Genomic DNA, 23,683 nt, shown 5'->3' on the forward strand with positions numbered 1-23,683 from the left:
CTCACTCCTCTCCCCCGCGGCCCTCGCGCACGCGGTAGTCGATGAGTCCGCCCGCCACGCGCACGAGCGTGGAGACGAGGACGACGCCGATCGCGCAGTACATCGCGACGGCCTGGATGAGCGGGAAGTCGCGCGCGGTGATCGCGGCGAACAGGAGCGTGCCGACGCCGCGCAGTCCGAAGACCTGCTCGACGACGAGCGTGCCGCCGATGAGGAACGAGACCTTCATGCCGTACAGCTGCAGGGCGGGCAGCAGCGCGTTGCGCATGACGTGCCGGCGGATCGCGCGGCGGGACAGTCCGGCGGCGCGCAGGGTCGTGACGAAGTCGGCGCCGAGCACCTCGAGGATGCGCGTGCGCAGGGATCGCACGATGAACGGGGTCTGCGCGAGCGCGATCGTGAGGCTCGGCAGGGCCATCGAGTAGAGCATGCCGTCGATGCCGGGCTGCGTGCCGCCGACCGGGAAGATCCGCAGGGTCACGGCGAGGACGAGCACGAGCACGAGTCCGACCCAGAACTCGGGCATGCCGAGGGTGACGGTCGGCACGATGCGCACGAGCTGGTCGATCCACGAGCCGCGATGGAGCGCGGCGGTCATCGCCAGCGGCAGCGAGATCGCGACGACGAGCGCGGCCGAGCAGCCGACCAGCCACAGCGAGACGGGCAGACGGTCGAGGACGAGCGCGCGCGACGAGACGTGATAGGCGATCGACTCGCCGGTGTCGCCGGTGGTCAGGAGCGTCGTGACGAACGACGTGAACTGGCGTCCGATCGGCTGGTCAATGCCGAGCCGATGGCGCATATCGGCGATCTGCGCGGGGCTTGCCTTGAGTCCGAGGACCATCTGCGCGGGGTCACCGGGCACGAGGCGGACGATGAGGAACACGCCGACGGTGACGAGCGCGAGGACGAGCGCGGCGTGTACGACGACGCCGCCCAGCCATCTGGCGAGGGCGGCGTAGCGTGGTTTGGTCATGGAGGTCATTGTACGACGTACGACCGGATGCGCGACCGGGATCAGCCGAGCGTGACGTCCTGGAAGCGCACGGAGTCGTTCGGCAGGACCTCGAGGCCGTTCACGTTCTTGCGCACGGCCTTGACGATGTCGGAGGAGTACAGCGGGATGTACGGGACCTCGTCGGCCAGGGTCTGCTGGATCTTCTCGTACAGGGCGGCGCGCTCGTCGCCGTCGGGCGTGACCTGCGCCTGCTTGAGCTCCTTGGTGACCTCGTCGTTGGAGTAGCTGGTCCAGTAGGACTTGCTGAAGCCGTCGGGGTCGGCCTGGAAGTCGATGATCGAGTCGGCGTCCGGGTAGTCGGCCTGCGCGGAGTTGATCATGATCTGATAGTCGAACGCCTTGAAGCGGGAACGGAATGTCGCCATGTCGACCGAGTCGATGTCGAGCTTGACGCCGATCTTGGCGGCGGCGGACTGCAGCAGCTGCGCGGTCTGCTGGTAGGCGTTGTTGCCGGAGGGCACGAGGATCTTCGCGCTGAAGCCCTGCGGGTACTTCGACTGCTCGAGCTCGCTCTTGGCCTTGGCCTGGTCGTTGTTGAGCGGCTTGATGGAGTCCTGCGTGCTGTAGCGGATGGCCTTGGGCAGGACGGTGTTCGCGGTGACCGCGTGGCCGAAGGTGACGGCCTTGGTCACGTCGTCGCGGTTGAGTGCGTAGGCGAGCGCGCGGCGCACGTGCACGTCGGAGAAGTGCTCGTCGGCGGTGTTGAAGAAGAGCTCGTCGGTGACCCAGCTGCCGGTGGTCTCGATCTTGGTGTCGGCGCCGTCGGCGAGCTCGTCGATGTTCTCGAGCGCGGGGCTCTCGATGCCGTCGACCTCGCCGGTCTTGAGCTGGTTGACGGCCTGGGTGCCGTCCTCGACGACCTTGTAGACGAGCTTGTCGATGCCCGGCTTGCCCTGCTGCCAGTAGTTCTTGTTCTTCGCGAACGTGAGGTCGCCGGACTTGTCCCACTTCGAGACGACGAACGGGCCGGTGCCGACCGGGTTCTTGAAGAAGGCGGATTCGCTCTTGCCGCCGAAGTCCTTGGGCACGATGCCGTTGGAGAAGTTGGCGAGCTCGGCGAGCAGCGGCGTGTAGGCGCTGTTGAGCTTGATCTCGACGGTCTTGTCGTCGGGCGCGTCGACGGAGGCGATGTCGGCCGTGAGCGGCAGGGCGGCGTCCTTCTCGGCCTGGTGCTGCTTGATGGAGAAGACGGCGTCGGCGGCGGTCACGTCGGTGCCGTCGGAGAACTTGAGTCCGTCGCGCAGCGTGAACGTGTAGGTCAGGCCGTCGTCGGAGATCTTGTGGGACTTGGCGAGCCAGTCGATGATCTTGCCGTCCTTGTCGAAGCTGACGAGCGGCTCGAAGACCTTGTCGATGGCGAACGCGTTGTTCGAGGTGATCTCGGTCCACAGGTTGAACGAGGTCACGGCGGCGGAGCGCGCGTAGGTGAACGTGGTCTGGCTCTGTCCGTTCGCACCGGATTCGCCGGTGGCGGAGGTGGTCTGGCCGCCGGTCTGCGAGCAGGCAGCGAGCGAGAGCGCGAGCACGGCGGCGATTCCGGCCGCGAGCGCGCCGCGCAGTCCCTTCTTCAGGTTCTTCGTTGTCATGATGCTGTTTTCTTCCTCTTTGTGTTCGACGTCGTTCGACGCGAATGATCACACGTAATGGTAAACGCCCATCTCGCCGCGGTGCAATCGCGACGCGATAGGCGTTGTTTCTAGCGGGTTATAGCGGCCCGTGCCGGATCCGAGGCGGACCCCGCAACGGGCCCGCACCATTCCGGCACCCCACTCGCGTCGTCCCACGCGTCCGATCCTATAGGAATGGACGAAACGGGGACCTAGCGCGGCCGGAAACGTCCGATCCTATAGGAACGGACGTAATGGCCCCCTTCGAAGAGGCCGGAAACGTCTGATCCTATAGAATCGGACGAAAACGGGGACCTGGAGCGGCGAGAAACGTCCGTTCCTATAGGATCGGACGGGAACGGGGACCTGGAGCAACCGGAAACGTCCGGTCCTATAGAATCGGACGTTTGGTTTGCCGGTTGGCGGGTATGGGCGGGGCTCGCAGGTGGGACGACCAAGACAGCCGCTCAGGACTGCCGCTCAGACGGCGGCGTCCGCGATGGCGCGGCGCTTGGCGAGCTCGGCGCGGATGGCGGGCTCGTTCTTCTCGAACCTGCGGTAGAAGAGCATGATGAAGATGCAGATCGCGTAGACGATGACCGGCAGCCAGATGAAGCAGAACTGGATGGCGTTGAGGGCCTGAGGGGTCTGCTGCGCGTTGGCGACGTAGCCGGCGGCGGCCATGATCTTGGACGGGATCAGGTTGCCCAGGCCGGAGCCGAACTGGATGCAGAAGGAGGCGCCGACGGCGGACAGCAGGCCGGCCGCGCGGATGCCGTTCTTCCACTCGCCGTAGTCGACGGTGTCGGCCAGCATCGCGAACGGCATGGCGAGGGCCATGGCCGCGCCGAGGATGGAGATGGCCCAGAAGGCGACGAACAGGGCGAAGTTGTCGGAGGCGGTGAGCAGGAGCAGCTGGCCGATGATGGACATGGCCATGCCGAGGATCATCGTGTCGGTCTTGCCGGCCCTGCCGAGGCGCTTGGAGATGAGCGGGATGAGGAAGGTGGTCACGAGGCCGAGGATCTGCATGCCGTTGAGCACGGTGGCGAGGTTCTCGTCGTTCAGGTTGTACTTCGCGTAGTACACGGCCACGGACATGCGGTCCTCCTGCGCGATCCAGAAGATGACGAACGCGATGATCAGGGTGATCCACGGCCAGTTGCCCTTGATGACGTGCAGGCTCTCCCTGAACGGCAGCGGGTTCTGGGTCTTCGGGTCGTAGTTGTGCTCGCGGATGTTGCGGAACGCGAACCACAGCAGGGCGACGGCGATCACGCCGTAGAGGGCGAAGGTGACCATGAAGCCGACCTTCTGGTTGGCCTCGCCGGTGATGGCCTTGCCGGCCCAGTTGACCAGCGGGATGGTGCACACGGCGGTGATGAAGGTGCCGAACAGGCCGCCGGAGAGGCGGAAGGTGTTGGCCTTGACACGCTCGGCCGGATCCGGGGTGAGGTTGGACAGGATCGCGGTGATCGGCGTCTGGATGCCGGTGTAGACGAGGCCGGCGGCGAGGATGTACGTGACGGTCGCGTAGATGACCTTGCCCGTCGGGGACAGGTCGGGGGCGGTGAACGCGAGGAACACGGTGATGGCGAACGGCACGGCCATCCACAGGAAGAACGGGCGGGACTGGCCCCACTTGGTCTTCGTGTGGTCGACGATCGAGCCCCACACCGGGGCGGAGATGCAGTCGCCGATGCGGGCGACGAGCAGGATCCAGCCGGCGGCCGCGGCGGTGATGCCGAAGACGTCGGTGTAGAAGAACATGATGTAGGTGCCGAGCGACGAGTACAGCAGGTTGCCCGCCATGTCGGTGCTCAGGTAGGAGACCTTCTCCTTGAGGGGCAGGACGCCGTCGAAGGCCTTCTCCCCGGATGCCGTCGCTGTTGCGGTCTTGAGGCCGGCCGGGGCGAATCCGGTCGTGCGCTCGGTAGCGGTAGCAGACATGTTTCTTCCTCTCGTGATGTCTGACCTTGGGTCTGTGTTGTTCCTTCGGGCGGCTGTTTTATCGAAAAGATTATCGATATAACATTCATGAGCGAACATAACGCATCATGAAATGCATATATTCGATAAGTTTCGATCACCCGAACCGCGGATAAGCATACTCCGGATGAGAGCGCTAACATCCGGACACGCCGAATCGTTGCGGAATCGTTATCTTCGCGTTGCCGAATCGTTATAGACGCCGCCGGGTTGTGGGCATATACAAAAGCGCGCCCCGGGCTTGTGGCATTGCGCACAATACGCGCGAACCTACGGACGCGTAACGTCGCCTAACAGAATGGCCGGAATCGTCAACGGCGGGCGCGGGAAGCGCCGCGCCGGGCGAGGCCGCGCGATCGCCCGACCGCGCGAAACGGCCGTCGCACACGTCACGCAAGTCATGTCAAGCCATGTAAGGAACGCGGAACACAGCATGCTCACCGAATACACCACCCCCGGATCGTCCATCGAACTCAAGGACGACCAGACCATCTACTCCCTGCTCACCTCGCGCATCGCCCGCACCGGCGAGGACACGGTCGTCGCCGAGAAGAAGCTCGGCCCGGGCCGCTGGCAGAACGTCACCACCGGCGAGTTCCACCGCATGGTCGTCTCCGCCGCGCGCGGCCTGATCGCCCTGGGCATCGGCAAGGGCGACGCGGTGACGATCTTCTCCTCCACCCGCCTCGAGTGGGGCGTGCTCGACTTCGCGATCGCCGCGATCGGCGCGGTCAGCGTGCCGATCTACGACACCGACTCCGCCGCGCAGGCGCAGCGCATCATGAACGACGCCGACGTCAAGCTCGCGTTCGCCGACGACCGCACGCGCTTCGACCGCCTCGACTCGGTCAAGGACCACTGCCCGGCCCTGAAGCAGATCCTCATGATCGAGGGCAACGCGCTGGGCGCACTCGAGGGCCTCGGCGTGACGGTCTCGGACGAGGAGCTCGACGAGCGCATCGCGTCGGTCCACGTCGACGACCTCGCGACCATCGTCTACACGTCCGGTTCGACGGGCGCGCCGAAGGGCGTGGAGCTCACGCACCGCAACTTCGTGTCGATCACCATCGCCGCGAGCGAGGCGCTGCACGAGATGATCCTCGACGACCACCCGCGTCTGCTGCTGTTCCTGCCGCTCGCCCACTGCTTCGCGCGCTTCATCCAGTACGCGTCGATCGCCTCCGACGACGGCGTGGTCGGCTACCTGCCGGACACGAAGTCCCTGCTGCCCGACCTGCGCTCGTTCGAGCCGACGTACCTGCTGGGCGTGCCGCGCGTGTTCGAGAAGGTGTACAACGCGGCCTCGCATCGCGCGGGCTCCGGCTGGAAGGGCCGCCTGTTCGTGCGCGCGGCCGAGGCCGCGATCGCGTGGAGCAGGAAGGAGCAGGCCGGCGAGAAGCACACGCTGGGCGAGATCGCCGAGCACGCGAAGTACGAGACGCTCGTCTACCGCACCGTGCGCGGCGCTTTGGGCCCGCGCATCAAGTACGTCGCGTGCGGCGGTGCTCCCCTGTCGCTCGACCTCGCGCACTTCTACAACGGCATCGGCCTGCCGATGATCCAGGGCTACGGCATGACGGAGACCGCCGCGCCGTTCGCCGCCACGCGCGTGAGCGACAACGTGATCGGCACGGTCGGCCAGCCCGCGCCGGGCTCGTCCGTGCGCATCGCGGAGGACGGCGAGCTGCAGGTCAAGGGCCCGAACGTGTTCCGCGGCTACCACAACCTGCCCGAGAAGACCGCCGAGGCGTTCACCGAGGATGGATGGCTCAGGACCGGCGACCTCGCGTCGATCGACGACGAGGGCCGCATCACGATCACCGGCCGCAAGAAGGACATCATCATCACCGCCGGCGGCAAGAACGTCTCCCCGATCCCGCTCGAGGAGGAGATCGCCAAGTGCCCGATCGTCGAGCACGCAGTCGTGGTCGGCGATCAGCGTCCGTTCATCGGCGCGCTGGTGACGCTCGACCCGGAGGCGCTGGCGCTGTGGCTGCCGGCACACGGCCTGTCCATCGACACGCCGGTGGACCGACTCGCGACGAACGCGGCGGTGCACGACGAGATCCAGCAGTACGTCGATCGCGCGAACGCGACGGTCTCGCGCGCCGAGTCCGTGCGCAAGTTCGTCGTCCTCGACACGCAGCTGACGCAGGAGAACAAGTGCCTGACGCCGTCCCTCAAGGTCGTGCGCCCGGCCGTCAACCGCGTCTTCGCCGACGTCATCGAACACGACCTCTACGCCGGCAAGCGCTGAGGCGCGGGTCCGGCGGCCACACGTGCGCGGGGCCGCCGGAGTCGGGCGTGGAAGCGCGCCATGCGAGAGATGCGGGTGGCTGCACGTGCGCGACCGCCGGGACCACCATTGATCCCGGCGACGCCGCCGATGGCGACGACCATCACACACATTCGGGCCGCACCCCATTCCCTCAGGGAGCCGGTTCGAATCCCGGTCTCGATGGTCGCACGCCGGCGGACGTCGGTGCGGGCCGGCTCGGCATGGTCCGGGGTCGGATTGTCGTCCGCGGCGTCGGAAGTTGGCGGGCGCCATCGCGGTCCGTGGCACTCAGTGCGGATCACGGCCATTCCCGTGCTGAGTACCCCACTCGTGGTACTCAGCACGAAATACAGCCATCCATCTGCTGAGTACCGCAATTTCGTGGTACTTAACGTCATTCGCCTCGATTTTTATGCTGAGTACCACGCTCGCCGCGCGAATCACCTCGCACACGGATTTGACGTGTTGTCAAAACGTTGGAAAATCAACATTTTGACAACACGTCAATATTGCTCATGATTTCCGGCGTGGTACTCAGCACGAAAATCGCCCGAATATCCGTTGAGTACCACATGCGGTGCCACACTCGCGCAAGTTGCAGCCCGGTAGTCCACATCACACGAGCCGCATCGTCACCGCGGCGCGCCGTACGAGTAGAGCACCTCGTCGCGCCTGACGATGACGGTGGTGTCGGGCTTGGTCTTGGACTTCGCCGTTGTGCCGTCGGACGCCTTCGCGTTTTGCGGCACCTGCGGCTGATGCCTGAGCACATAGGTCGCGCCGAGTGAGTCGTCCCGCCCGATGCCGCGCGAGAACCGCTTGTCGGAGGTGACGACCTCGCCGTCGCGCCACCACCATTCGCGGATCTGGCCCTTGCCGTCGTGGTGGATAATCGCCGGTTCGGCGCCGCTCGGCTTCTCGGCCCACGTCGCGTCCGCATCGGGGTCGTACCATAGCACGCGCACCGATACGCCCGGGGTACCCGACACCGAGGCTCCATCGGCGGTCGTCCCGCCTCCGGCAGCGCCATCGTCAGCAGACCCGTCCTGCAGGGTGCGGTACGGCCCCACGCCCCTGACGTACAGTTTCAGCACCGACTCGCGCCCGGCCTTCACGTCGGCGATGAACTTGTCGATCCTCTCGTTGCCGCCGGATTCGCCGTAGAGATACCACGGGTAGGCGTCATCGTCGACTCCGGCCCAGCCCTCCACGGCCTCGCCGCCGTAGACGTATCCCCTGTCCTTGAGCTGGTCGGCGGTGACGGACGGGTCGAGCGCGACCAGTTCGCCGTAGATTCTCTGCGCGGTCATGCGCGTGGCGCGCTGCCAGACGAACGCGCCGGTCACGATCACCGCGAACGCGAGGAACGCGGCGAGCAGCCACCACCATGTCGGCCGTGCGGGAGTCGGCCAGGCCGCGCCGACCCGCCGGTCGTCATTACGCACCCCGATGCCCGACGACCCGTTCCGCAGTCCGTCGTCCGACCGATCGTTCGAACGTCCATCGACCCGCGCATCGAACCACCGGGCACCCGGCATCCGCATCCTCCCGTTCATCGCGATCACTCCTTTCCGATGACGTCGTTACGACCCCGCACTCCACCGTATAGTCCGGCGGGGCGCCCCTCCCGGAGAGGGACCGGCGGCGAAGCCCGACAGTCAATCGTCGAACCCGGCTTTCTCCCCGGACATGACCCGCATGACGGTTCCTCTCGGCGAGGAACCCGACGGGACCATCCTTGCCGGAACGGAGACACCGTCCCCGGTTCCTCAACGGAACGAGCCAGGGACCATGTCCCTCATCCGGTTCGTAGTGATTTCAGATTATGACCCGAGACCCGCTCCGCGCCAGCGCGCGACATGCGCCGCATGACATCGGTTCACGCGACGCTCCCCCGCGCCCCTACACTGGCCTCATGAGTCTTACTGGAACGGATTCGGGGCGCGCCGCGGCGCATCGCACCGGGCAGCCTCGACGCCCCGTCATCGCGCTGGTCGACAACGACCGCATGGCGCTGCTGGCGTTGTCGTCACTGCTGACGCACGCCGGATTCACGATCCCCTGGACCGCGCAGCTGGGCGCGGCCGCGATCCAGCGCTGCATCCGCGAGCGCGACCGGCCGGACGTGCTGCTGGTCGACATGGCCCTGACCGACATGACCGGCGTCGACGTGTGCCGCGCGGTGCGCCGGTGGACGCCGACCCTGCCGATGATCGGCATGACCGCCTACGATCCGGCCGTCTACCGCGACGCCGCCATTACCGCCGGCGCGACGACGGTGATTCCCAAGGACGATTTCGACGGACTTGTCGCGGCGATCCGCGAGGCCGCGATCGAACCCGGAACCGACGATTCCGGGGCCGAGACTCGCGCGCCTCTTCCCCATCAGGCCGCGACGCCCCGCGATCCGATTCCCATCACCGCGTCTCGTGGTCCGATTTCCCGTCACAACGGTCACGATGATGCCGGCGTCATACCTTCCGTATCTTCTGCGTCATCGTACGCACCCTCATCCACCCCGCGCGCGGACGCCGCGACGCCGGCACGCTCGTTCGCGTTGTCGCCGGGGCAGGCGGCCATCATGCGCCTGTACGCGGACGGACGGTCGACCGACGAGATCGCCGCGACGCTCGGCATCTCGAAGGGCACGATCTTCTCGCAGGTCGCCCGCGTACGCGACAAGCTCCACGCGCGCGACCGCGACGAGGCGGTGGCCCTGTGCCGCCGGTACCTGCGGATGTGAGGATGGGACCATGTTGCTGTCGGATTGGCGCACACGCATGCTGCTCGCCTGCTCGTCGCTGCCGGTGACGGTCGAAACCGTGTATCTGCATCACACCGGCGAGGCGGATGACACGACGCTGCTGTGCTTCCTGCTGTCGGTGACGTGTTGTCTGCTCATGGCGCTGCTGCCACGCATCGGCGCGTGGGCGATCGTCGCGTTGTGGGTCGCGCGATGCGTGATGCCCGGCACCACGCCGCTGTCGGTGCTGTTCTGTCTGCTCATGGCCGTGACGGTCATGGCGTATCGGGACATGCGCATTGCCCTGCCCGCCGCAATCGTCGCCGAGACGGCGACCGCGGCCCGCATCCCGCTCTATCCGTGGGATTCGTCGACGTTCACGATGCTGTGCGCGACCGCCGCGTTCCTGCTGCTCGCACTGTGGCTCGGTTCGATGATGGACCGCCAGGAACGCCGTGAGACCGAGGAGCGCGAGCGGGCCGGGTTGCTGCGCCGGCTGGCCGATCAGCGGCTCGCGACCCAGCTGCATCATTCGGTCGCCAACGATCTGGCCACGATCCTGCTGCTCGCGCGGCAGCTGGCATCGGATGAGAAACGTCCCGACTTCCGCACCCCGATTCCCCGCGATTCCGCCTCCCGCGCGTCCACTTCCCGGGGCACTGGCACTACGACGGACATCGCCGATGAGCCGGATCGCGGGATCCCCGATGACGCGACGATCGACGCACGGACCGTGGCGCTCATCGAACGGACCGCGTCCGAGTCGTTGGCCAAGGTGCGTGCCCTGATTGCGGGCCTGGATCGACAGACCGGCACCACCGACTCATCCGGATCCGCCGATGCCGTGTACGCCCACGGGACCATGACCGGGACCACGCTCGAGGACGCAGTCGAAGTCGCCTCGGGGCCGGAATCCGCCTCCGGAAACGTCACCGCACCACGCCCCACGACGGCTCCGACGCAAGCCGGACCGTCATCGGCGAAACCCCGTGACCTGCGTCTCACCTCCGTCACGGCGGACGAATTGCGCGCCTTGGGCGAGTCCTTCGACGAGCGCCTGCATGCGATCGGACTCGACGGCGAAACCATCATCGGCGGCGAACGATCCGTGACCTGCACAGTCGAACGGCGGGACGTCCTGCTCGAGATCCTGCACGAGATCGTCGGCAACATGATGAAATACGCGGATCCGGAGGCCGGCTACTGCATCGCCATCACGCTCGCCCCGGGACTCGCCACGGTGTCGGAGTCCAACGGCGTACGCCCAGACGACACACATGCGGGCGACGGGGCCGGCACGGCACAAACCGCGGCGAATACCGGTGCGGATACCGCGTCCTCTTCCCCGCTGATGGGCGGCGGCACCGGACTCGACCGCTGCCGCCGGACCGCGGCCGATCTCGGCGGCGAGTACGCCGTATCCGGGGACGACGGAGCTTGGACCGTCCTGCTCAGACTTCCCCTGACATGACGGCGTGCAGCGGCCCGGGTGCGCACCGGCCCGGGTTTACATCGGTCCGGTAGAGTGGCGGCATCGCGCGGGTCGCATTGCCGCCCGCCTGCAGGACGACGGAAACGGAGGTACGTGATGACCGATCGGCCGATGATCGCGGTGACGCCGCTGATGGACTACGGACGGGACAGCCTGTGGATGCTGCCCGGATACATGGACGCGGTGCTGCGCGCGGGCGGCACGCCGGTGATGCTGCCGCTGACCGATGATGCGGACGCGATGGAGCAGTGCGCCGAACGGTTCGACGCGTTCCTGTTCACGGGCGGTCCGGATGTGGGGCCGTCGGTGGGCGACGATGCCGGAGCCGGCGCCGTCGACACCGGCGAACCGGCGGACGGCGGGAACGGGGCTACCCACGCAGACGACCGCACGTCCAACGGCGCGAACGGCCACACGCCCAACGGCGCGGATGATGACGCGGGCGACGATGCGACCGGGCGCAGCGAGGCGCTCTCCCCCGAACGCGACCGGATGGAATCGCGGCTGCTGCCGGCCGTGATGCGGCTGGACAAGCCGATTCTCGGCATCTGCCGCGGCATCCAGTTCATCAACCGGTATCTGGGCGGCACATTGTGGCAGGACCTGCCCACCGAGCATCCCAGTGGGGTCGAGCACCACATGAACCCGCCGTACGACGCGTTCGGGCACACCGTGACGCTGACACCCGGCACGCCGTTGGCCGGACTGTTCACGGGACGGCGCGAGATCGCGGTGAACAGCTACCACCATCAGGCCGTGCGTGAACTCGCGCCGGGACTGCGCGTGATGGCCACCGCCCCCGACGGGGTGATCGAAGCGCTGTGGCGGCCGGCGAGCCGGTTCCTGTGGGCCGTGCAATGGCATCCCGAGTTCCTGTACAAGGTGGATCCGCGCTCGCAGGCCATCTTCGACGCGTTCGTGGCCGCGGCGCGGGGCGAGTAGGCGCACACCTCCTCATCATCCGGCTCCCTCGCGGGAGCTATCGACCGCCGGATGGCGTTAACGGCTTGCCGGGAAGACTCCGGGAGAGATGCGGGACAACCGGCGGCGTCAAACTCTCCTGGAAGCGGCATCCGCGAGAGATGCGGGCCGGTCGATGGCAGAAATCTCTCGCCAAGAACCCGCCAGCGAGAGATCGGCGCCACCAAGTGGCGGAACCGGACCTCCGGGAAGGCACCGGGAGAGATGCGCGCTGCCAGGTGGCAGAAATCTCTCGCCAAGAACCCCGCCAGCGAGAGATTGGTGCCACAAGACGGCGCGGACATCTCGCATGGGACGCATTGCGAGAGCTATCGACCGCCCGCTGGCAGGAACTTCTCGCCGAGAACCCCGCCAGCGAGAGATTGGTGCCGCCAAGTGGCGGGAACGGATCTCCGGGAAGACTCCGGAAGAGATGCAAGACAGCCGGTGGCAGGAACCTCTCGCCGAAAACCTCCCCAGCGAGAGATCGGTGCCACCAAATGGCGGGAACGGACCTCCGGGAAGGCACCGGGAGAGTTTTGTGCTGCCCGGTGGCAGGAATCTCTCGCTGAGAACGGTGCATGCGAGAGATTGGTGCCACCGAGCAGCGAGAATCTCTCGCCGGGAGGCATCGGTGCCGGTTGTGATGACGCGGCACGTCTCGGCATGGCGCGTGGTACGAGACGGCCGGGGCGGCATGGTGGTGTATGGCGCGGCATGGCCTGCGAACCGATATAGGCAGGACCTTGCAGTAGGCAGGACCTTGCAGCCGAACGCCCGCGCGGCATCATGTCCCCGGCACAACGCACGTGAGGGCCCGACTCCCGTTGGGGAATCGGGCCCTCACGCTGCTAATAACGCGCACCGGCCCATCAAGGGCCGATGACAATTCAGTACCGCCGATCAGTGACGGCTTGCCGGCGCTGACCGACGTGTGCAACTCCAAGGCGCGGGAGACGAAGGCGTACGAAGGTACGTCGAGTCTCCCGCAACACGGGGAGGCGCTCCGTCGATCAGTGACGGTTGTCGAGACGGTGGACCATCTCGGAGAGCTCCAGCTCCTTCTCGAACTGGCGGGCGGTGGTGTTCTCGTCGATGACGGCGAGCTCGACGCCGGCCATGCGGGCGAAGTCCTCCCAGGCCTCACGACCGACGGAGGTGGTCATGCAGGTGTGGTGGGAGCCGCCGGCGGTGATCCAGCACTGGACGGCGGTCTTCAGGGACGGCTGCGGCTTCCAGACGGCGCGGGCGCACGGCAGCTCCTTGAGGGAGCCCTGCGGCTCGACGACGTCGACGACGTCCATGAGCAGGCGGAAGCGCTCGCGCACGTCGGACATGGAGACGACGACCGCGTCCTTCTTCGGCTTGCCGGAGAAGACCAGACGGACCGGGTCGGCCTTGCCACCGATGCCGAGCGGGTGGATCTCGAGCTTCGGCTTGGCGATGGTGCCGATGGACGGGGAGACCTCGAGCATGTGGGAGCCCATGTCGAGCTCGTCGCCCTCGGTGAAGTTGTAGGAGTAGTCCTCCATCAGGGAGGCGCCACCCTCGAGGCCGTAGCCCATGACGGCGCCGATGCGCACGAGGACGGCGGTCTTCCAGTCACCCTCGGCGGAGAAGCCCCAGCCGTACTCGGACGGGAAGCGCTGCGGGCCGACGCCCGGCAGCTGCGGCAGGGCGCCGAGGTCCTCGAAGTTGTCGACGCCGGCGGTGCAGCCGTTGGCGCGCATCATGTTGACCATCGCGGCCTCTTCCTTGGCGGCGATGAACAGGGAGTCGTACTTGGCGTCCAGCAGGGCCGGATCGACGTCGTACTTGGCCTTGTAGTCCTCGATGATCTCCTTGACCTGGTCGTCCTTGACGGCGTCGTACGCGGCGACGAGCTCGTTGACGGCCCAGGTGTTGATGGAGGCGCCGAAGACGCGCTCGGCCTCGGTCTTGTCGCCCTCGGTGACGGCGACGTTGCGCATGTTGTCGCCCCAGCGCATGACCTTCATGTTGTTGGAGGCGTCCCAGCCGGCGGCGGCGCGGGCCCAGGTGCCGACCTTCTCGGCGACCTCCGGGTCGGTGTAGTGGCCGACGACGATCTTGCGCTTGATGCCGAGGCGGGAGACGATGTAGCCGAACTCACGGTCGCCGTGGGCGGCCTGGTTCAGGTTCATGAAGTCCATGTCGATGGTCTCCCACGGGATCTCCTTGTGGTGCTGGGTGGCCAGCTGCAGCAGCGGCTTGGTCAGCACCTCGAGGCCGCGGATCCACATCTTGGCCGGGGAGAAGGTGTGGCACCAGGTGATCACGCCGATGACGTTCGGGTTGGCGGACGCCTCGACCATGAACTCCTTGACGCCGTCGGAGGACTTCAGGGTCGGCTTGAGGACGATCTTCGCCGGGATCTTGCCGGTCTTGTTCAGGTAGTCGACCATCTCGGCGGAGTGGATGGCGACCTGACGCAGGGCCTCCTCGCCGTACAGGTCCTGCGAGCCGACGCCGAACCAGATCTCCTTGCCCTCGAACGGGTTCTCCATAACCATGAGTTACTTCCTTTACTTCGTTGTGTTGGTTGTTTGGGTTAAGTGTGCTTCAGTGCTGGCCGTAGACGTTCTGGTAGCGGTCGTTGAGCTTGTCGATGTCGGCCTGCGGGATCTCGATGATGTCGCCGAGCTGGTGGGCGGCCCACATGGTGTGCGCGACCTCCTCGGTCATCGCCGCGGCCTTGACGGCGGCCTCCGCATCCTTGCCGATCGTGAACGGACCGTGGTTCTGCATGAGGACGGCCGGGGACTTCGGGTACTTGGCCAGGGTCTCGACGACGCCCTTGCCGATCGCCTCGGAGCCGATCAGACGGAACGGGCCCACCGGCACCGGGCCGCCGAACTCGTCGCCCATCATGGTCAGGCCGCACGGGATGTTCTGGCCGGTGGCCGCCCACGCGGTGGCGTAGGTGGAGTGGGTGTGCACGACGCCGTACACGCCCGGCATGTTGCGGTAGATGTACGCGTGGGAGGCGGTGTCGGAGCTCGGGGCCTCGGAGCCGTCGACCACGTTGCCCTCAAGGTCGGTGACGACCATGGAGTTCGGGGTCAGGTTCTCGTAGCGCACGCCGGACGGCTTGATGACCATGAGGTCGGCGGTGTGCAGACGCTGGGAGACGTTGCCGGCGGTCCACACGACCAGGTTCCACTTGATGAGCTGCTGGTGCAGGTTGGACACGACCTCGCGCACCTGCTTGACCTCGGCGCGCACCTCGGGACCGTAATCAGCCAAAGTTGCCATTGTTGGTTTTCCTTTCGGGTTGGGAGGGAAGATTATCGAAAAATCACTTGTCCTCGAGATCGATGGACTCGATCGCGGTGTGCTCGATGGGCAGGCCCTTCGAGAAGCGGGCGAAGAAGTCCTCGAAGCCGATGACGTCGCCGGCGGCCGGTTCCTCGGTGGTGGACTGCGCGTCCTTGAACACGCGGCCGTCGAGGTAGTCGGCGAGGTTGGTGTGGTCCTCGTTGGTGTTCCACAGGTAGTCGGCGAGCACGGCCATGCCCCAGGCGCCGCCCTCGGCCGCGGTGGACATCACCTTGATCGGGGTGTTGAACGCGGCGGCGAGGATCTTCTGCGCGACCTTCGGCGTGGTGAAGATGCCGCCGTGGCCGACGAGGGAGTCGATCTGGACGTGCTCCTGCTTGGTCATGACGTCCATGCCGATCTTGACCGGGGAGAACGCGGAGAACAGCTGGGCGCGCATGAAGTTGCCGAGGGTCATGTTGGCCTCGGGGCTGCGGGCGAACAGCGGACGGCCCTCCGGCAGACCGGCGAGGAACTCGCCGGAGCGGAACGGGTAGTTCAGCAGGCCTCCGCAGTTGGCGTCGACGTCGTCGGCGATGGCGGCGCGGAACAGCGTGCCGTAGAGCGTGCCGGCGTCGACCGGGTTGCCGATGGCCTTGGCGAACTGGCCGAACAGTCCGACCCAGGCGTTGAGGTCGGAGGTGAAGTTGTTGGCGTGGCTCATGCCCGCGAGGTCGCCGGCCGGGGTGGTGACGAGGTCGACCTCCGGGTGCAGGGCCTTGAGCTTGTGCTCGAGCACGACCATCGCGAAGATCGAGGTGCCGGCGGAGACGTTGCCGGTGCGCACGCGCACGGAGTTGGTGGCGACCATGCCGGTGCCGGCGTCGCCCTCCGGCGGGGCGAGCACGATGCCCGGCTGGAGGGTGCCGGACGGGTCGAGCAGGGCCGCGCCCTCGGCGGTCAGCTCGCCGGCCGGGGTGCCGGCGACGAGCGGACGGGGCAGCAGGTCCTCGAGCTTCCACGGCTGGGCCGCGACCTCGGGCAGTGCGTCGAACTGCTTGATGAACTCGGTCTCGTAGGTGTGGGTGGTCGGGTCGATCGGGAACATGCCGGACGCGTCACCGACGCCGAGGACCTTCTCGCCGGTGAGCTTCCAGTGGACGTAGCCGGCGAGGGTGGTGAAGTACGCGACCTTGGAGACGTGCTCCTCCTTGTTGAGGACCGCCTGGTAGAGGTGGGCGATGGACCAGCGTTCCGGGATGTTGTACTGGAACAGCTGGGAGAGCTTCTCGTGCGCCTCGGAGGTGTTGGTGTTCTGCCAGGTGCGGAACGGCACGAGCAGCTCGCCGTCAGCGTCGAACGCGAGGTAGCCGTGCATCATGGCGGAGAAGCCGATGTGGCCGATGTGGGTGAGCTTCTCGCCGTACGCGGTGGCGACGTCGTTGGCCATGGACGCGTAGGCGGACTGCAGACCCTTCCAGATCTCCTCCTTGGAGTAGCTCCACAGGCCGTCCTCCAGATGGGAGGCCCAGCCGTAGTCGCCGGAGGCGATGGTCTTGTAGGTGTCGTCGATGAGGACGGCCTTGATGCGGGTGGAACCGAACTCGATGCCCAGCGAGGTCTTGCCCGCACGGATCTTCTCGGCGATCGCGGCGACCTGTTCGGAATCGTTGGTTGCTGCCATGGTGTTGTGAACTCCTCACTGACCGGCCGGTCCTCGCCGCCCGATCGTCGTCCCGCGAACGTTTTCAGTCACCCCTCGTCGGGCGAGGCTGTTAACGCTCACAATTTCCGTGGTCCATTGTACAGACGGGGGCGGGTGAGCACAACCCCGACGTGTCTCGGTTTATAACGGTTTGATAACAGGCCATAATCCCGCCTCATATCCCCGCCGTTCCGGGACCCGCGCCATGTCCGCCGTCGGACGGGCGCGGGAACGCTCACGCCACGCGCGGCACCGGGCCGAGCGAGGTGCGGTCGCACACCGTCGCCGGCACCAGTCCGACGCCGTGCTGCGTGTTGGGCAGCTGCGGCGCCGACCCCTCCCCCAGCAGGCGCAGGGTCTCTCGCATCGCCGCCGTGCCGAGCCCCTCGAAGTCGGGGCGCACGGTGGTCAGCGGCGGGTACATGTTGTCCATCGCGGTCATGTCGTCGAACCCGACGAGACTCACGTCCTGCGGGATGCGCAGGCTGTGCTCGTGCAGCGCGCGCGCCACGCCCACCGCCTGGCTGTCGTTCGCCGTGACGACCGCCGTCGGCAGCCGCGCGCCGGTCACGCCGGCCGTGTCGATCAGCCGGTTCATCTTCGCGTACGCCTCGCTCGACTCCCACGTCTTGCAGCGCATCACCTGCGTCTGCACCGACTCGCGCGCCGACAGCGTCTCCCACGCGGTCAGTCGCGTCGCGGCGTCGCGCCATTCCGCCGGTCCCGCCAGATACAGGACGCGACGATGCCCGGCAGAGGTGACCAGCCGCATCACGCGCTCCATCGCGCCCCACTGGTCGATGCCGACGAACGACGTGCGCGACAGGCCGTCGTCGGGGATCAGCGAGCGCGCCTCGCGCATGCTCATCCCGCCGTGCGTCGACGTGACGATGACGCGCGGCTGGCTGACGCGGGCGCGGCAGGCGACGTCGAGCATCACGTCGGTCGGGGTCAGGAAGATGAACGCGTCGACGTTCTGCTCGTTGAACGTGTCGATGAGATTGTCGAATTCGCGCTGGGTGCACAGGGCCTCGTGCACCATCATCACGCTCATGAACAGGCCGTGGCCGCGGGCGATCGACTCGATCGAGGAGATCGCGGAGATCGGGCCGTAGAACTTGAGGCCGCCGGCGATGAGTCCGATCGTGCGCGAGCGGCTCGAGGCCAGGGCGCGTGCGGAGTTCGACGGACGGTAGCCGAGCTCGCGGATCGCGGCCTTGACGCGGGCGCGCGTCGCCTCGGAGACGTCCGGCGAATTGTTGATCACGCGCGAAACCGTCTGATGGCTGACCCCCGCGAGCTTGGCGACCTCGAACATCGAGGGACGTTTGTTCGTATTGCGGCTGGAACCCATACCTCTTCTCCTTCCGCGCGGCACTGCACTTATGGGTTCCAGCTTATCGCGAACACGCGTCCGACACGTGAGCGCTCACAGTCACATTCTCCGTGTCAACTTATGGATTTTATGGATTGCATCCGGCTCCAGGTGACCGCGGGCGGTCGTCGGCCTCCGTTCCGGACACGCTCAAGGCCGCTCGGCCAAGCCTACGGTCCGGAACGGAGGCCGACGACCGCCCGCTCTGTTTCGGCGATGTGTTGCGTTGGGCATTGCGTGCCGTGGCTGGACCGGGCGCTTCCGCCGGCAGCGTGGCATCCACGGGACGGGGCCGGGCGCCGTGCCTACACGAGCTTCCAGCTGAGGCGGTGGAGGTCGCTGGGGCCTTGGGCGAAGATGGCGGCGCGGTGGGTCTCGGTGCCGTAGCCCTTGTTGCGCTCCCATTCGTAGGGGGCGTATTTGGGGTCGGAGGCGGCGAGCTCGGTCATGAGGTGGTCACGGGTGACCTTGGCGATCACGGCGGCGGTGGCGACGACGGCGCAGTGGCGGTCGCCCTTGACCTTGGTGACAACGTGTGCAGGAATCGGCACGTCGGGGGCGTCGAAGGTGTTCATCGCCTTGGTGATGTAGTCGCTCGGGCCGTCGAGGATCGCGCCGACGCGGATGGGACGATCCGGACGCTCACCGCCCGGAGGGGTCGTCAGTCCGAGCTTGCGCTCGACCTCGGCGAGGGCGCGCAGGGCGGCGACGCCGAGGGCGTAGGTGATGCCCCACTCGTCGATCTCGGCGTTCGACGCGGAGCCGACGGCGTAGGCCGCGCACCACTCGGTCAGCTCGTCGTAGATGGCCTCGCGGCGGTGCTCGGTCAGCAGCTTGGAGTCGGCGACGCCGGCCGGGACGGCCAGCGGAGCGCGGCGGACGGCGGAGTCGGACGTCGACGGGGAATCGACCGTCGATGCGGAACGGGTCGACGGCATGGAGTCGGACGCCGTGCCGAAGTCCGCTCCCAGCAGGTCGCGCGACCACACCGCCGCGCAGCCGACCATCACCGGGCCGGCGAGCGCGCCGCGGCCGACCTCGTCGAAGCCGCACACGAGGTCGTACCCCTGCGCGGCGAGGTCGCGTTCCATATCGAGTGTCGGCGTGATCATCGTGGACTTCCTTCGGGCCGTCGGCGGACGCGGCAGGCCGTCACTTCGAGGCGCTCGACGCGTCGGGCACGTTCTCGAAGACCTCGTGGTGGGCGTCGAGCGTGCTCATGCGGTCGAGCGGCCAGTAGCGGACGAGGCCGACGCCGACGACGTCGGAGATGGGGACCAGGCCGTGGTCGCCGTCGTCCTGATGGTAGCGGGAGTCGGAGGAGTTGGCGCGGTTGTCGCCCATGACGAAGACGTGGCCGGCGGTGACCTTGACGCTGAATGGGAAGGCGCTGGGGTCGACGCCCTCCTTGAGGTAGGCGCTTTCGTCGATGGCCACGCCGTTGACCGTGATCGGCTGGCCGGCGCCCTCGCATTCGACGGTGTCGCCGGGCAGGCCGATGAGGCGCTTGATGAGGTAGTCGCCGGCCAGCGGATTGCCCGACTGCTCACCGGAGAGCCAGTCGGCGGGGTCATGGAAGACGACGACGTCGCCGCGCCGGAGGTCGAAGACGCGCGGCGTGAGCTTGGAGGTGACGACGCGGTCGCCGGGTTCGATCGTGCTCTCCATCGAACGCGACGGGATCTCGTAGAAGCCGACGAGCAGGATTCGGATCAGCAGGACGATGAGGATCGGGATGCCGCACCAGATGAGCGTGTCGCGCCAGGAGAACCCACCGTCGGTATGGCCGTCGGACTTGGCGGCGCGACCACCCACCGCCGGATCGACCGGTTCGTCGACGACGCCGACGACTTCGGCGGTCACGGGCATGTCGGACGGATCGACGCCGTGGTTGGCCACGTCGATGGTGTACTGGTCGCGTTCGTCGGATTCGTTGAGTGCCATGGTTCCCTTCCTGTGCGTCGCTTCACGGCTCGGCCCATCATAGTGCGTGGGTATGGAAACGGCCCGGAGAACCAGTGGTCTCCGGGCCGGATTTCACGCTTTCCGCTCTTCAGCGGATCGACGTCACTTGGCGCGACGCTCGACGATACGAGCGGCCTTGCCGCGCAGGGCGCGCAGGTAGTACAGCTTGGCGCGGCGGACGCGGCCCAGACGCACGACCTTGATGGAGTCGATGGACGGGGAGTGCAGCGGGAAGCGACGCTCCACACCGGTGCCGAAGCTGATCTTGCGGACGATGAAGGTCTCGCGCACGCCGGCGCCCTTACGGGCGATGACCACACCGGTGAAGGTCTGGATACGGGAGTTGTTGCCTTCCTTGATCTTGACGTTCACGTCGACGGTGTCGCCCGGACGGAAGGCCGGGATCTCCTCGGCCGGCTTCATGTGCTTGGCGTCGAAAGCCTCGATGGCGTTAACCATGATTGATCCTTAGGTGCCGCCGCATATCGGCCACCGGTCAGGGCGGGCGTTTCACGGCCACGATCCGGGCATCCCGCCCGCGCGGCTCCACGCCTGCCGATTTTCTTTCCCTCGCGGGTCTGCCCGGAGGGGGTGCCAATCCGCCGGGAATCGCGCCTCACGGCAGCCCGGCTGGACCTTGAGCGACACGGGTTTATGCGGCGACCCGCGTCACGACACAGCAATCATCCAGAATATTGGAGTGTGGGGACAAGGACCCGCGCGCAGAGAACGGTTCTCAACAACGAACGTGTGAGCCTACCGCACATGAACACACAACCGCACATCGCCGAAAAGCCCAATATTCCAAGGATTCGGAGGTGCGCGTGTGCGATTGGCGCGCGTCTGGGGCTCACACGTTTCTTAATGAGAACCGTTCTCTGCGCGCTCACCGCGCCATGAGACGGGCGACGGCGGCGCGGATGGCGGTTTCGGCCGCGTCGAGGTCGTCTATGGATGCCACGGATCGCTCTATCGGACACATGCCGGTCCCGTCTCTGTTGAGGATGACGGGCACGAGCGTGCCGTAGGACGCCTCGATGCCGTGCGCGCGCAGGGCGGCGAGCCCCGCCTCGCTCATCGTCGCGGCCCAGACGGCTTTGACGCCGAGCTTCGCGTAGAGCAGCGCCGCGCCCTTGCCGACCACGCGGTCGGCGGCCGAGAACCCGTCGAGGCGTGCGCCCGCGGCCAGCCACTGCAGCAGCGGGCGCACGCCGCGGCCGGAACCGGTCAGGGTCTCGATTGCGTCGTCCCTGTCAGCACCGCCATCCCCCGGCCCGCCGGCCGGAGTGCGGCAGGCCGCGACCCCGAGCGTATCGTCGCCCAGCAGCACGGCCTTCGCACGTTCCAGATCATCCATACGGCACCTTCCCCTCACTTCTTAGGCAGTTTTTGCGTTTCCTAGGCACATCGTCCGTGAATCTCCGCCGAAAACGGCCGGATTCCCGAGGGTCACGCGGCGGATGCCGCAGGGCACCTGCCTAGGAAACGCACAATGTGCCTAAGAAACACAGTCCGGTCTCATTCAGACGAAACAACACGTTGCGGTGGCCATCCCGACGGCATTCCGTCCACGATCAGTCGCGATGGCGGTCGACGGCGGCCATGACGACCGGGATGAGCACCCACTGCAGGATGAGGCCCGGCAGACCGGTGCCGACGGCGGCCCACACGCTCGCGACGGACATGCTCGCGTTGCCGAGCAGGTAGACAGCCACGGCGATGGCGAGGGCGTCGACCAGACGACCGGCGACCTGCGCGGCGACGAGCTTGCCCAGCCAGCCGAGCGGCGAGGGCACGGCCGCAGGCAGTTCGACCCCGCGAAGAAGCCCCGCGAACAGGCCGTAAGAGGCAAGCTCGATGACCATGAACGGGACCATCGGCGCCATCGGCATGCCGGTCAGCACGAAGCTGATGATCGGCGCGAGCGCTCCGGTGGCAAGGCCCGCGAACGGGCCGGCCAGCAGGCCCACGAGCAGCACGGGCAGGTGCATCGGCAGCAGGGTCTGGCCGATCATCGTGCCCAGGCCCATCGCCGCGCCGGCCACATGGAAGACCTGCGGCAGGGCGACGGCGGCGACCACGGCGAGGACCGCCGCGATGGACTGGAACCTCACGGACGGCAGCGCGTAGGCGCGCGTCGCGGATTCGGATGGTGATTGCATGACGAATTCCTTTCACGGGTATGATGCGGGGATTGCTCCCCCGGTTAGCTTCGCCGGCGGCCCCTGTACCGGAGGGGGCGGCGTGAAAGCGGGCCGGCCGGCTTCGCCCATGGTCTCTCGGGCTTCTCGGCGGGGAGGGCCGGCCCCGGATGGCTTCAGCGCTTGTCGAGGTCGACGAGCTGGTATTCGCGGCTGCCGAGGCCCATCTCGACGGCGTGTTCGATGGTGTGGATGCCGTGGCGCGACTCGATACGCTCGATGAGCGGCTCCTTGTTGTCCTTCGAGACGTACACCATGTCGACGCACGCCTGGTCGACGGCCACCGGGTCGAGCGAGCCGCAGATGCCGATGTCGTCCATGACCGGCGCGTGCGGATGGCCGTCGCAGTCGCAGTCGACGGAGAGGTTGTTCATCACGTTGATGAAGAGCATCTCGCCCTTGAGCGTGTTGAACACGGCGGTCGCGGCCTCGGCCATCGCCTCGAGGAACGCGTCCTGATCGCCGCTGAACGGGTTCGGGAGGATCTCGTCCTGGCCCGAGTGCAGGCGGCGCTTGCCGTTCGACGAGGCCATGCCGATCGAGATGTTCTTCAGGGCCCCGCCGAAGCCGCCCATCATGTGGCCCTTGAAGTGCGAGAGCACCGCATAGTAGTCGTAGTTCGGGAAGTGCGAGCCGACGATGTCGCCGCTGATGCGCCGGCCGCCCTCGACCGGGATCTCGATCTCGCCCTCCTCGTCCTGGATGTCGCACGGGGCGATGTCCATGAACCCGTGCTCCCTGATGGTCCTCCAGTGGTGCTCGGACGTGTCGCGCGTGCCGGCGTACGCCGTGTTGCACTCGACGATCGTGCCGTTGAGCCGCTGCACCAAGTCCTTGATCAGCGCCGGCTGCAGGTAGTGCGTGTTGCCGCCCTCCCCCGAGCTCAGCTTGACCGCGACCCTCCCCTGCGGATGCGCGCCGAGCGCCTCGTACACGCGCATCAGCCCGGCGGGGCTGATATCGCGCGTGAAGTAGACCTTCGCCGCCATTGGATAGTCGGTCCGGTATGTCCTGACTGCTCCCGTCATGCGTTGCCTCCTTGCGTCGCGATTGACGTTTCCTTCCCCTCCCAAG

18 protein-coding genes are annotated in these 23,683 nt (G+C 66.9%); 4 read left to right on the top strand and 14 right to left on the bottom strand.

All coding sequences use genetic code 11. The features are described 5' to 3' along the window. Position 1: 1 nt before the first annotated feature. From JS528_RS07525 to JS528_RS07535, 3 genes are all read right to left on the bottom strand, one after another. Entirely contained in the window at positions 2-976 is a 975-nt protein-coding gene (locus JS528_RS07525) for an ABC transporter permease (protein ID WP_214358467.1), read from the bottom strand. Between the two features lie 41 nt (positions 977-1,017). After that, positions 1,018-2,604 (bottom strand): ABC transporter substrate-binding protein, encoded by a 1,587-nt coding sequence (locus JS528_RS07530; protein ID WP_214358468.1) that lies wholly within the window; start codon positions 2,602-2,604, stop codon positions 1,018-1,020. Between the two features lie 501 nt (positions 2,605-3,105). Continuing rightward, on the bottom strand, positions 3,106-4,575 hold the full coding sequence (locus tag JS528_RS07535) for a glycoside-pentoside-hexuronide (GPH):cation symporter (RefSeq protein ID WP_214358469.1): 1,470 nt from the start codon (positions 4,573-4,575) through the stop codon (positions 3,106-3,108). A 472-nt stretch (positions 4,576-5,047) separates the two neighbouring features. Here JS528_RS07535 and JS528_RS07540 point away from each other — a divergent pair, with 472 nt between their 5' ends. After that, positions 5,048-6,871: an AMP-dependent synthetase/ligase gene (locus JS528_RS07540; RefSeq protein WP_214358470.1), complete on the top strand. Its 1,824-nt coding sequence runs from the start codon at positions 5,048-5,050 to the stop codon at positions 6,869-6,871. Between the two features lie 653 nt (positions 6,872-7,524). Here JS528_RS07540 and JS528_RS07545 read toward each other — a convergent pair. Next, complete coding sequence (locus JS528_RS07545) at positions 7,525-8,448, bottom strand: hypothetical protein (protein WP_214358471.1); 924 nt, start codon at positions 8,446-8,448, stop codon at positions 7,525-7,527. Positions 8,449-8,807: 359 nt separating this feature from the next. Here JS528_RS07545 and JS528_RS07550 point away from each other — a divergent pair, with 359 nt between their 5' ends. From JS528_RS07550 to JS528_RS07565, 3 genes are all read left to right on the top strand, one after another. Then, positions 8,808-9,635, top strand: a complete 828-nt coding sequence (locus JS528_RS07550; protein WP_214358472.1) for a response regulator transcription factor — start codon at positions 8,808-8,810, stop codon at positions 9,633-9,635. 10 nt (positions 9,636-9,645) lie between these two features. Further along, positions 9,646-11,106 carry a hypothetical protein gene (locus tag JS528_RS07555; RefSeq protein WP_214358473.1) on the top strand — a complete coding sequence of 487 codons (1,461 nt, stop codon included), beginning with the start codon at positions 9,646-9,648 and terminating at the stop codon, positions 11,104-11,106. A 114-nt stretch (positions 11,107-11,220) separates the two neighbouring features. Continuing rightward, complete coding sequence (locus JS528_RS07565) at positions 11,221-12,069, top strand: gamma-glutamyl-gamma-aminobutyrate hydrolase family protein (RefSeq protein WP_338069779.1); 849 nt, start codon at positions 11,221-11,223, stop codon at positions 12,067-12,069. A gap of 1,031 nt (positions 12,070-13,100) precedes the next feature. Here the strand turns inward: JS528_RS07565 and araA are convergent. The 10 genes from araA to JS528_RS07615 all read right to left on the bottom strand — a co-directional run bounded on the left by araA (position 13,101) and on the right by JS528_RS07615 (position 23,637). After that, positions 13,101-14,618 (bottom strand): L-arabinose isomerase, encoded by a 1,518-nt coding sequence (araA, locus tag JS528_RS07570; RefSeq protein WP_214358474.1) that lies wholly within the window; start codon positions 14,616-14,618, stop codon positions 13,101-13,103. A 49-nt stretch (positions 14,619-14,667) separates the two neighbouring features. After that, entirely contained in the window at positions 14,668-15,360 is a 693-nt protein-coding gene (locus JS528_RS07575) for an L-ribulose-5-phosphate 4-epimerase (protein WP_214358475.1), read from the bottom strand. Positions 15,361-15,403: 43 nt separating this feature from the next. Beyond that, positions 15,404-17,047 (bottom strand): xylulokinase, encoded by a 1,644-nt coding sequence (locus tag JS528_RS07580; protein ID WP_214358476.1) that lies wholly within the window; start codon positions 17,045-17,047, stop codon positions 15,404-15,406. A 256-nt stretch (positions 17,048-17,303) separates the two neighbouring features. After that, positions 17,304-18,422: a LacI family DNA-binding transcriptional regulator gene (locus JS528_RS07585; protein WP_214358477.1), complete on the bottom strand. Its 1,119-nt coding sequence runs from the start codon at positions 18,420-18,422 to the stop codon at positions 17,304-17,306. Between the two features lie 326 nt (positions 18,423-18,748). Continuing rightward, positions 18,749-19,555 (bottom strand): ribonuclease HII, encoded by an 807-nt coding sequence (locus JS528_RS07590; RefSeq protein WP_214358478.1) that lies wholly within the window; start codon positions 19,553-19,555, stop codon positions 18,749-18,751. 40 nt (positions 19,556-19,595) lie between these two features. Then, positions 19,596-20,387, bottom strand: a complete 792-nt coding sequence (gene lepB, locus JS528_RS07595) for a signal peptidase I (RefSeq protein ID WP_214358479.1) — start codon at positions 20,385-20,387, stop codon at positions 19,596-19,598. 123 nt (positions 20,388-20,510) lie between these two features. Beyond that, positions 20,511-20,867 (bottom strand): 50S ribosomal protein L19, encoded by a 357-nt coding sequence (rplS, locus tag JS528_RS07600; RefSeq protein WP_214358480.1) that lies wholly within the window; start codon positions 20,865-20,867, stop codon positions 20,511-20,513. A gap of 427 nt (positions 20,868-21,294) precedes the next feature. Next, positions 21,295-21,765, bottom strand: a complete 471-nt coding sequence (locus JS528_RS07605; protein WP_214358481.1) for a DUF1893 domain-containing protein — start codon at positions 21,763-21,765, stop codon at positions 21,295-21,297. Between the two features lie 217 nt (positions 21,766-21,982). Beyond that, positions 21,983-22,570: an ECF transporter S component gene (locus tag JS528_RS07610; RefSeq protein ID WP_214358482.1), complete on the bottom strand. Its 588-nt coding sequence runs from the start codon at positions 22,568-22,570 to the stop codon at positions 21,983-21,985. 155 nt (positions 22,571-22,725) lie between these two features. Then, positions 22,726-23,637 carry a DUF362 domain-containing protein gene (locus JS528_RS07615; protein WP_214358483.1) on the bottom strand — a complete coding sequence of 304 codons (912 nt, stop codon included), beginning with the start codon at positions 23,635-23,637 and terminating at the stop codon, positions 22,726-22,728. Between the last annotated feature and the right edge of the window lie 46 nt (positions 23,638-23,683).

The organism is Bifidobacterium santillanense (genome assembly GCF_018555385.1).
Taxonomy (GTDB): domain Bacteria; phylum Actinomycetota; class Actinomycetes; order Actinomycetales; family Bifidobacteriaceae; genus Bifidobacterium; species Bifidobacterium santillanense.

Bases quoted from the DNA above. Each gene is read 5' to 3' on its own strand.
- JS528_RS07575 (WP_214358475.1), bottom strand. From the start codon at position 15,360: ATGGCAACTTTGGCTGATTACGGTCCCGAGGTGCGCGCCGAGGTCAAG.
- rplS (WP_214358480.1), bottom strand. From the start codon at position 20,867: ATGGTTAACGCCATCGAGGCTTTCGACGCCAAGCACATGAAGCCGGCC.
- JS528_RS07525 (WP_214358467.1), bottom strand. From the start codon at position 976: ATGACCAAACCACGCTACGCCGCCCTCGCCAGATGGCTGGGCGGCGTC.
- JS528_RS07555 (WP_214358473.1), top strand. From the start codon at position 9,646: ATGTTGCTGTCGGATTGGCGCACACGCATGCTGCTCGCCTGCTCGTCG.
- JS528_RS07615 (WP_214358483.1), bottom strand. From the start codon at position 23,637: ATGACGGGAGCAGTCAGGACATACCGGACCGACTATCCAATGGCGGCG.
- JS528_RS07545 (WP_214358471.1), bottom strand. From the start codon at position 8,448: ATGAACGGGAGGATGCGGATGCCGGGTGCCCGGTGGTTCGATGCGCGG.
- JS528_RS07535 (WP_214358469.1), bottom strand. From the start codon at position 4,575: ATGTCTGCTACCGCTACCGAGCGCACGACCGGATTCGCCCCGGCCGGC.
- JS528_RS07580 (WP_214358476.1), bottom strand. From the start codon at position 17,047: ATGGCAGCAACCAACGATTCCGAACAGGTCGCCGCGATCGCCGAGAAG.
- JS528_RS07540 (WP_214358470.1), top strand. From the start codon at position 5,048: ATGCTCACCGAATACACCACCCCCGGATCGTCCATCGAACTCAAGGAC.
- JS528_RS07610 (WP_214358482.1), bottom strand. From the start codon at position 22,570: ATGCAATCACCATCCGAATCCGCGACGCGCGCCTACGCGCTGCCGTCC.
- JS528_RS07585 (WP_214358477.1), bottom strand. From the start codon at position 18,422: ATGGGTTCCAGCCGCAATACGAACAAACGTCCCTCGATGTTCGAGGTC.
- JS528_RS07590 (WP_214358478.1), bottom strand. From the start codon at position 19,555: ATGATCACGCCGACACTCGATATGGAACGCGACCTCGCCGCGCAGGGG.
- lepB (WP_214358479.1), bottom strand. From the start codon at position 20,387: ATGGCACTCAACGAATCCGACGAACGCGACCAGTACACCATCGACGTG.
- araA (WP_214358474.1), bottom strand. From the start codon at position 14,618: ATGGTTATGGAGAACCCGTTCGAGGGCAAGGAGATCTGGTTCGGCGTC.
- JS528_RS07605 (WP_214358481.1), bottom strand. From the start codon at position 21,765: ATGGATGATCTGGAACGTGCGAAGGCCGTGCTGCTGGGCGACGATACG.
- JS528_RS07550 (WP_214358472.1), top strand. From the start codon at position 8,808: ATGAGTCTTACTGGAACGGATTCGGGGCGCGCCGCGGCGCATCGCACC.
- JS528_RS07530 (WP_214358468.1), bottom strand. From the start codon at position 2,604: ATGACAACGAAGAACCTGAAGAAGGGACTGCGCGGCGCGCTCGCGGCC.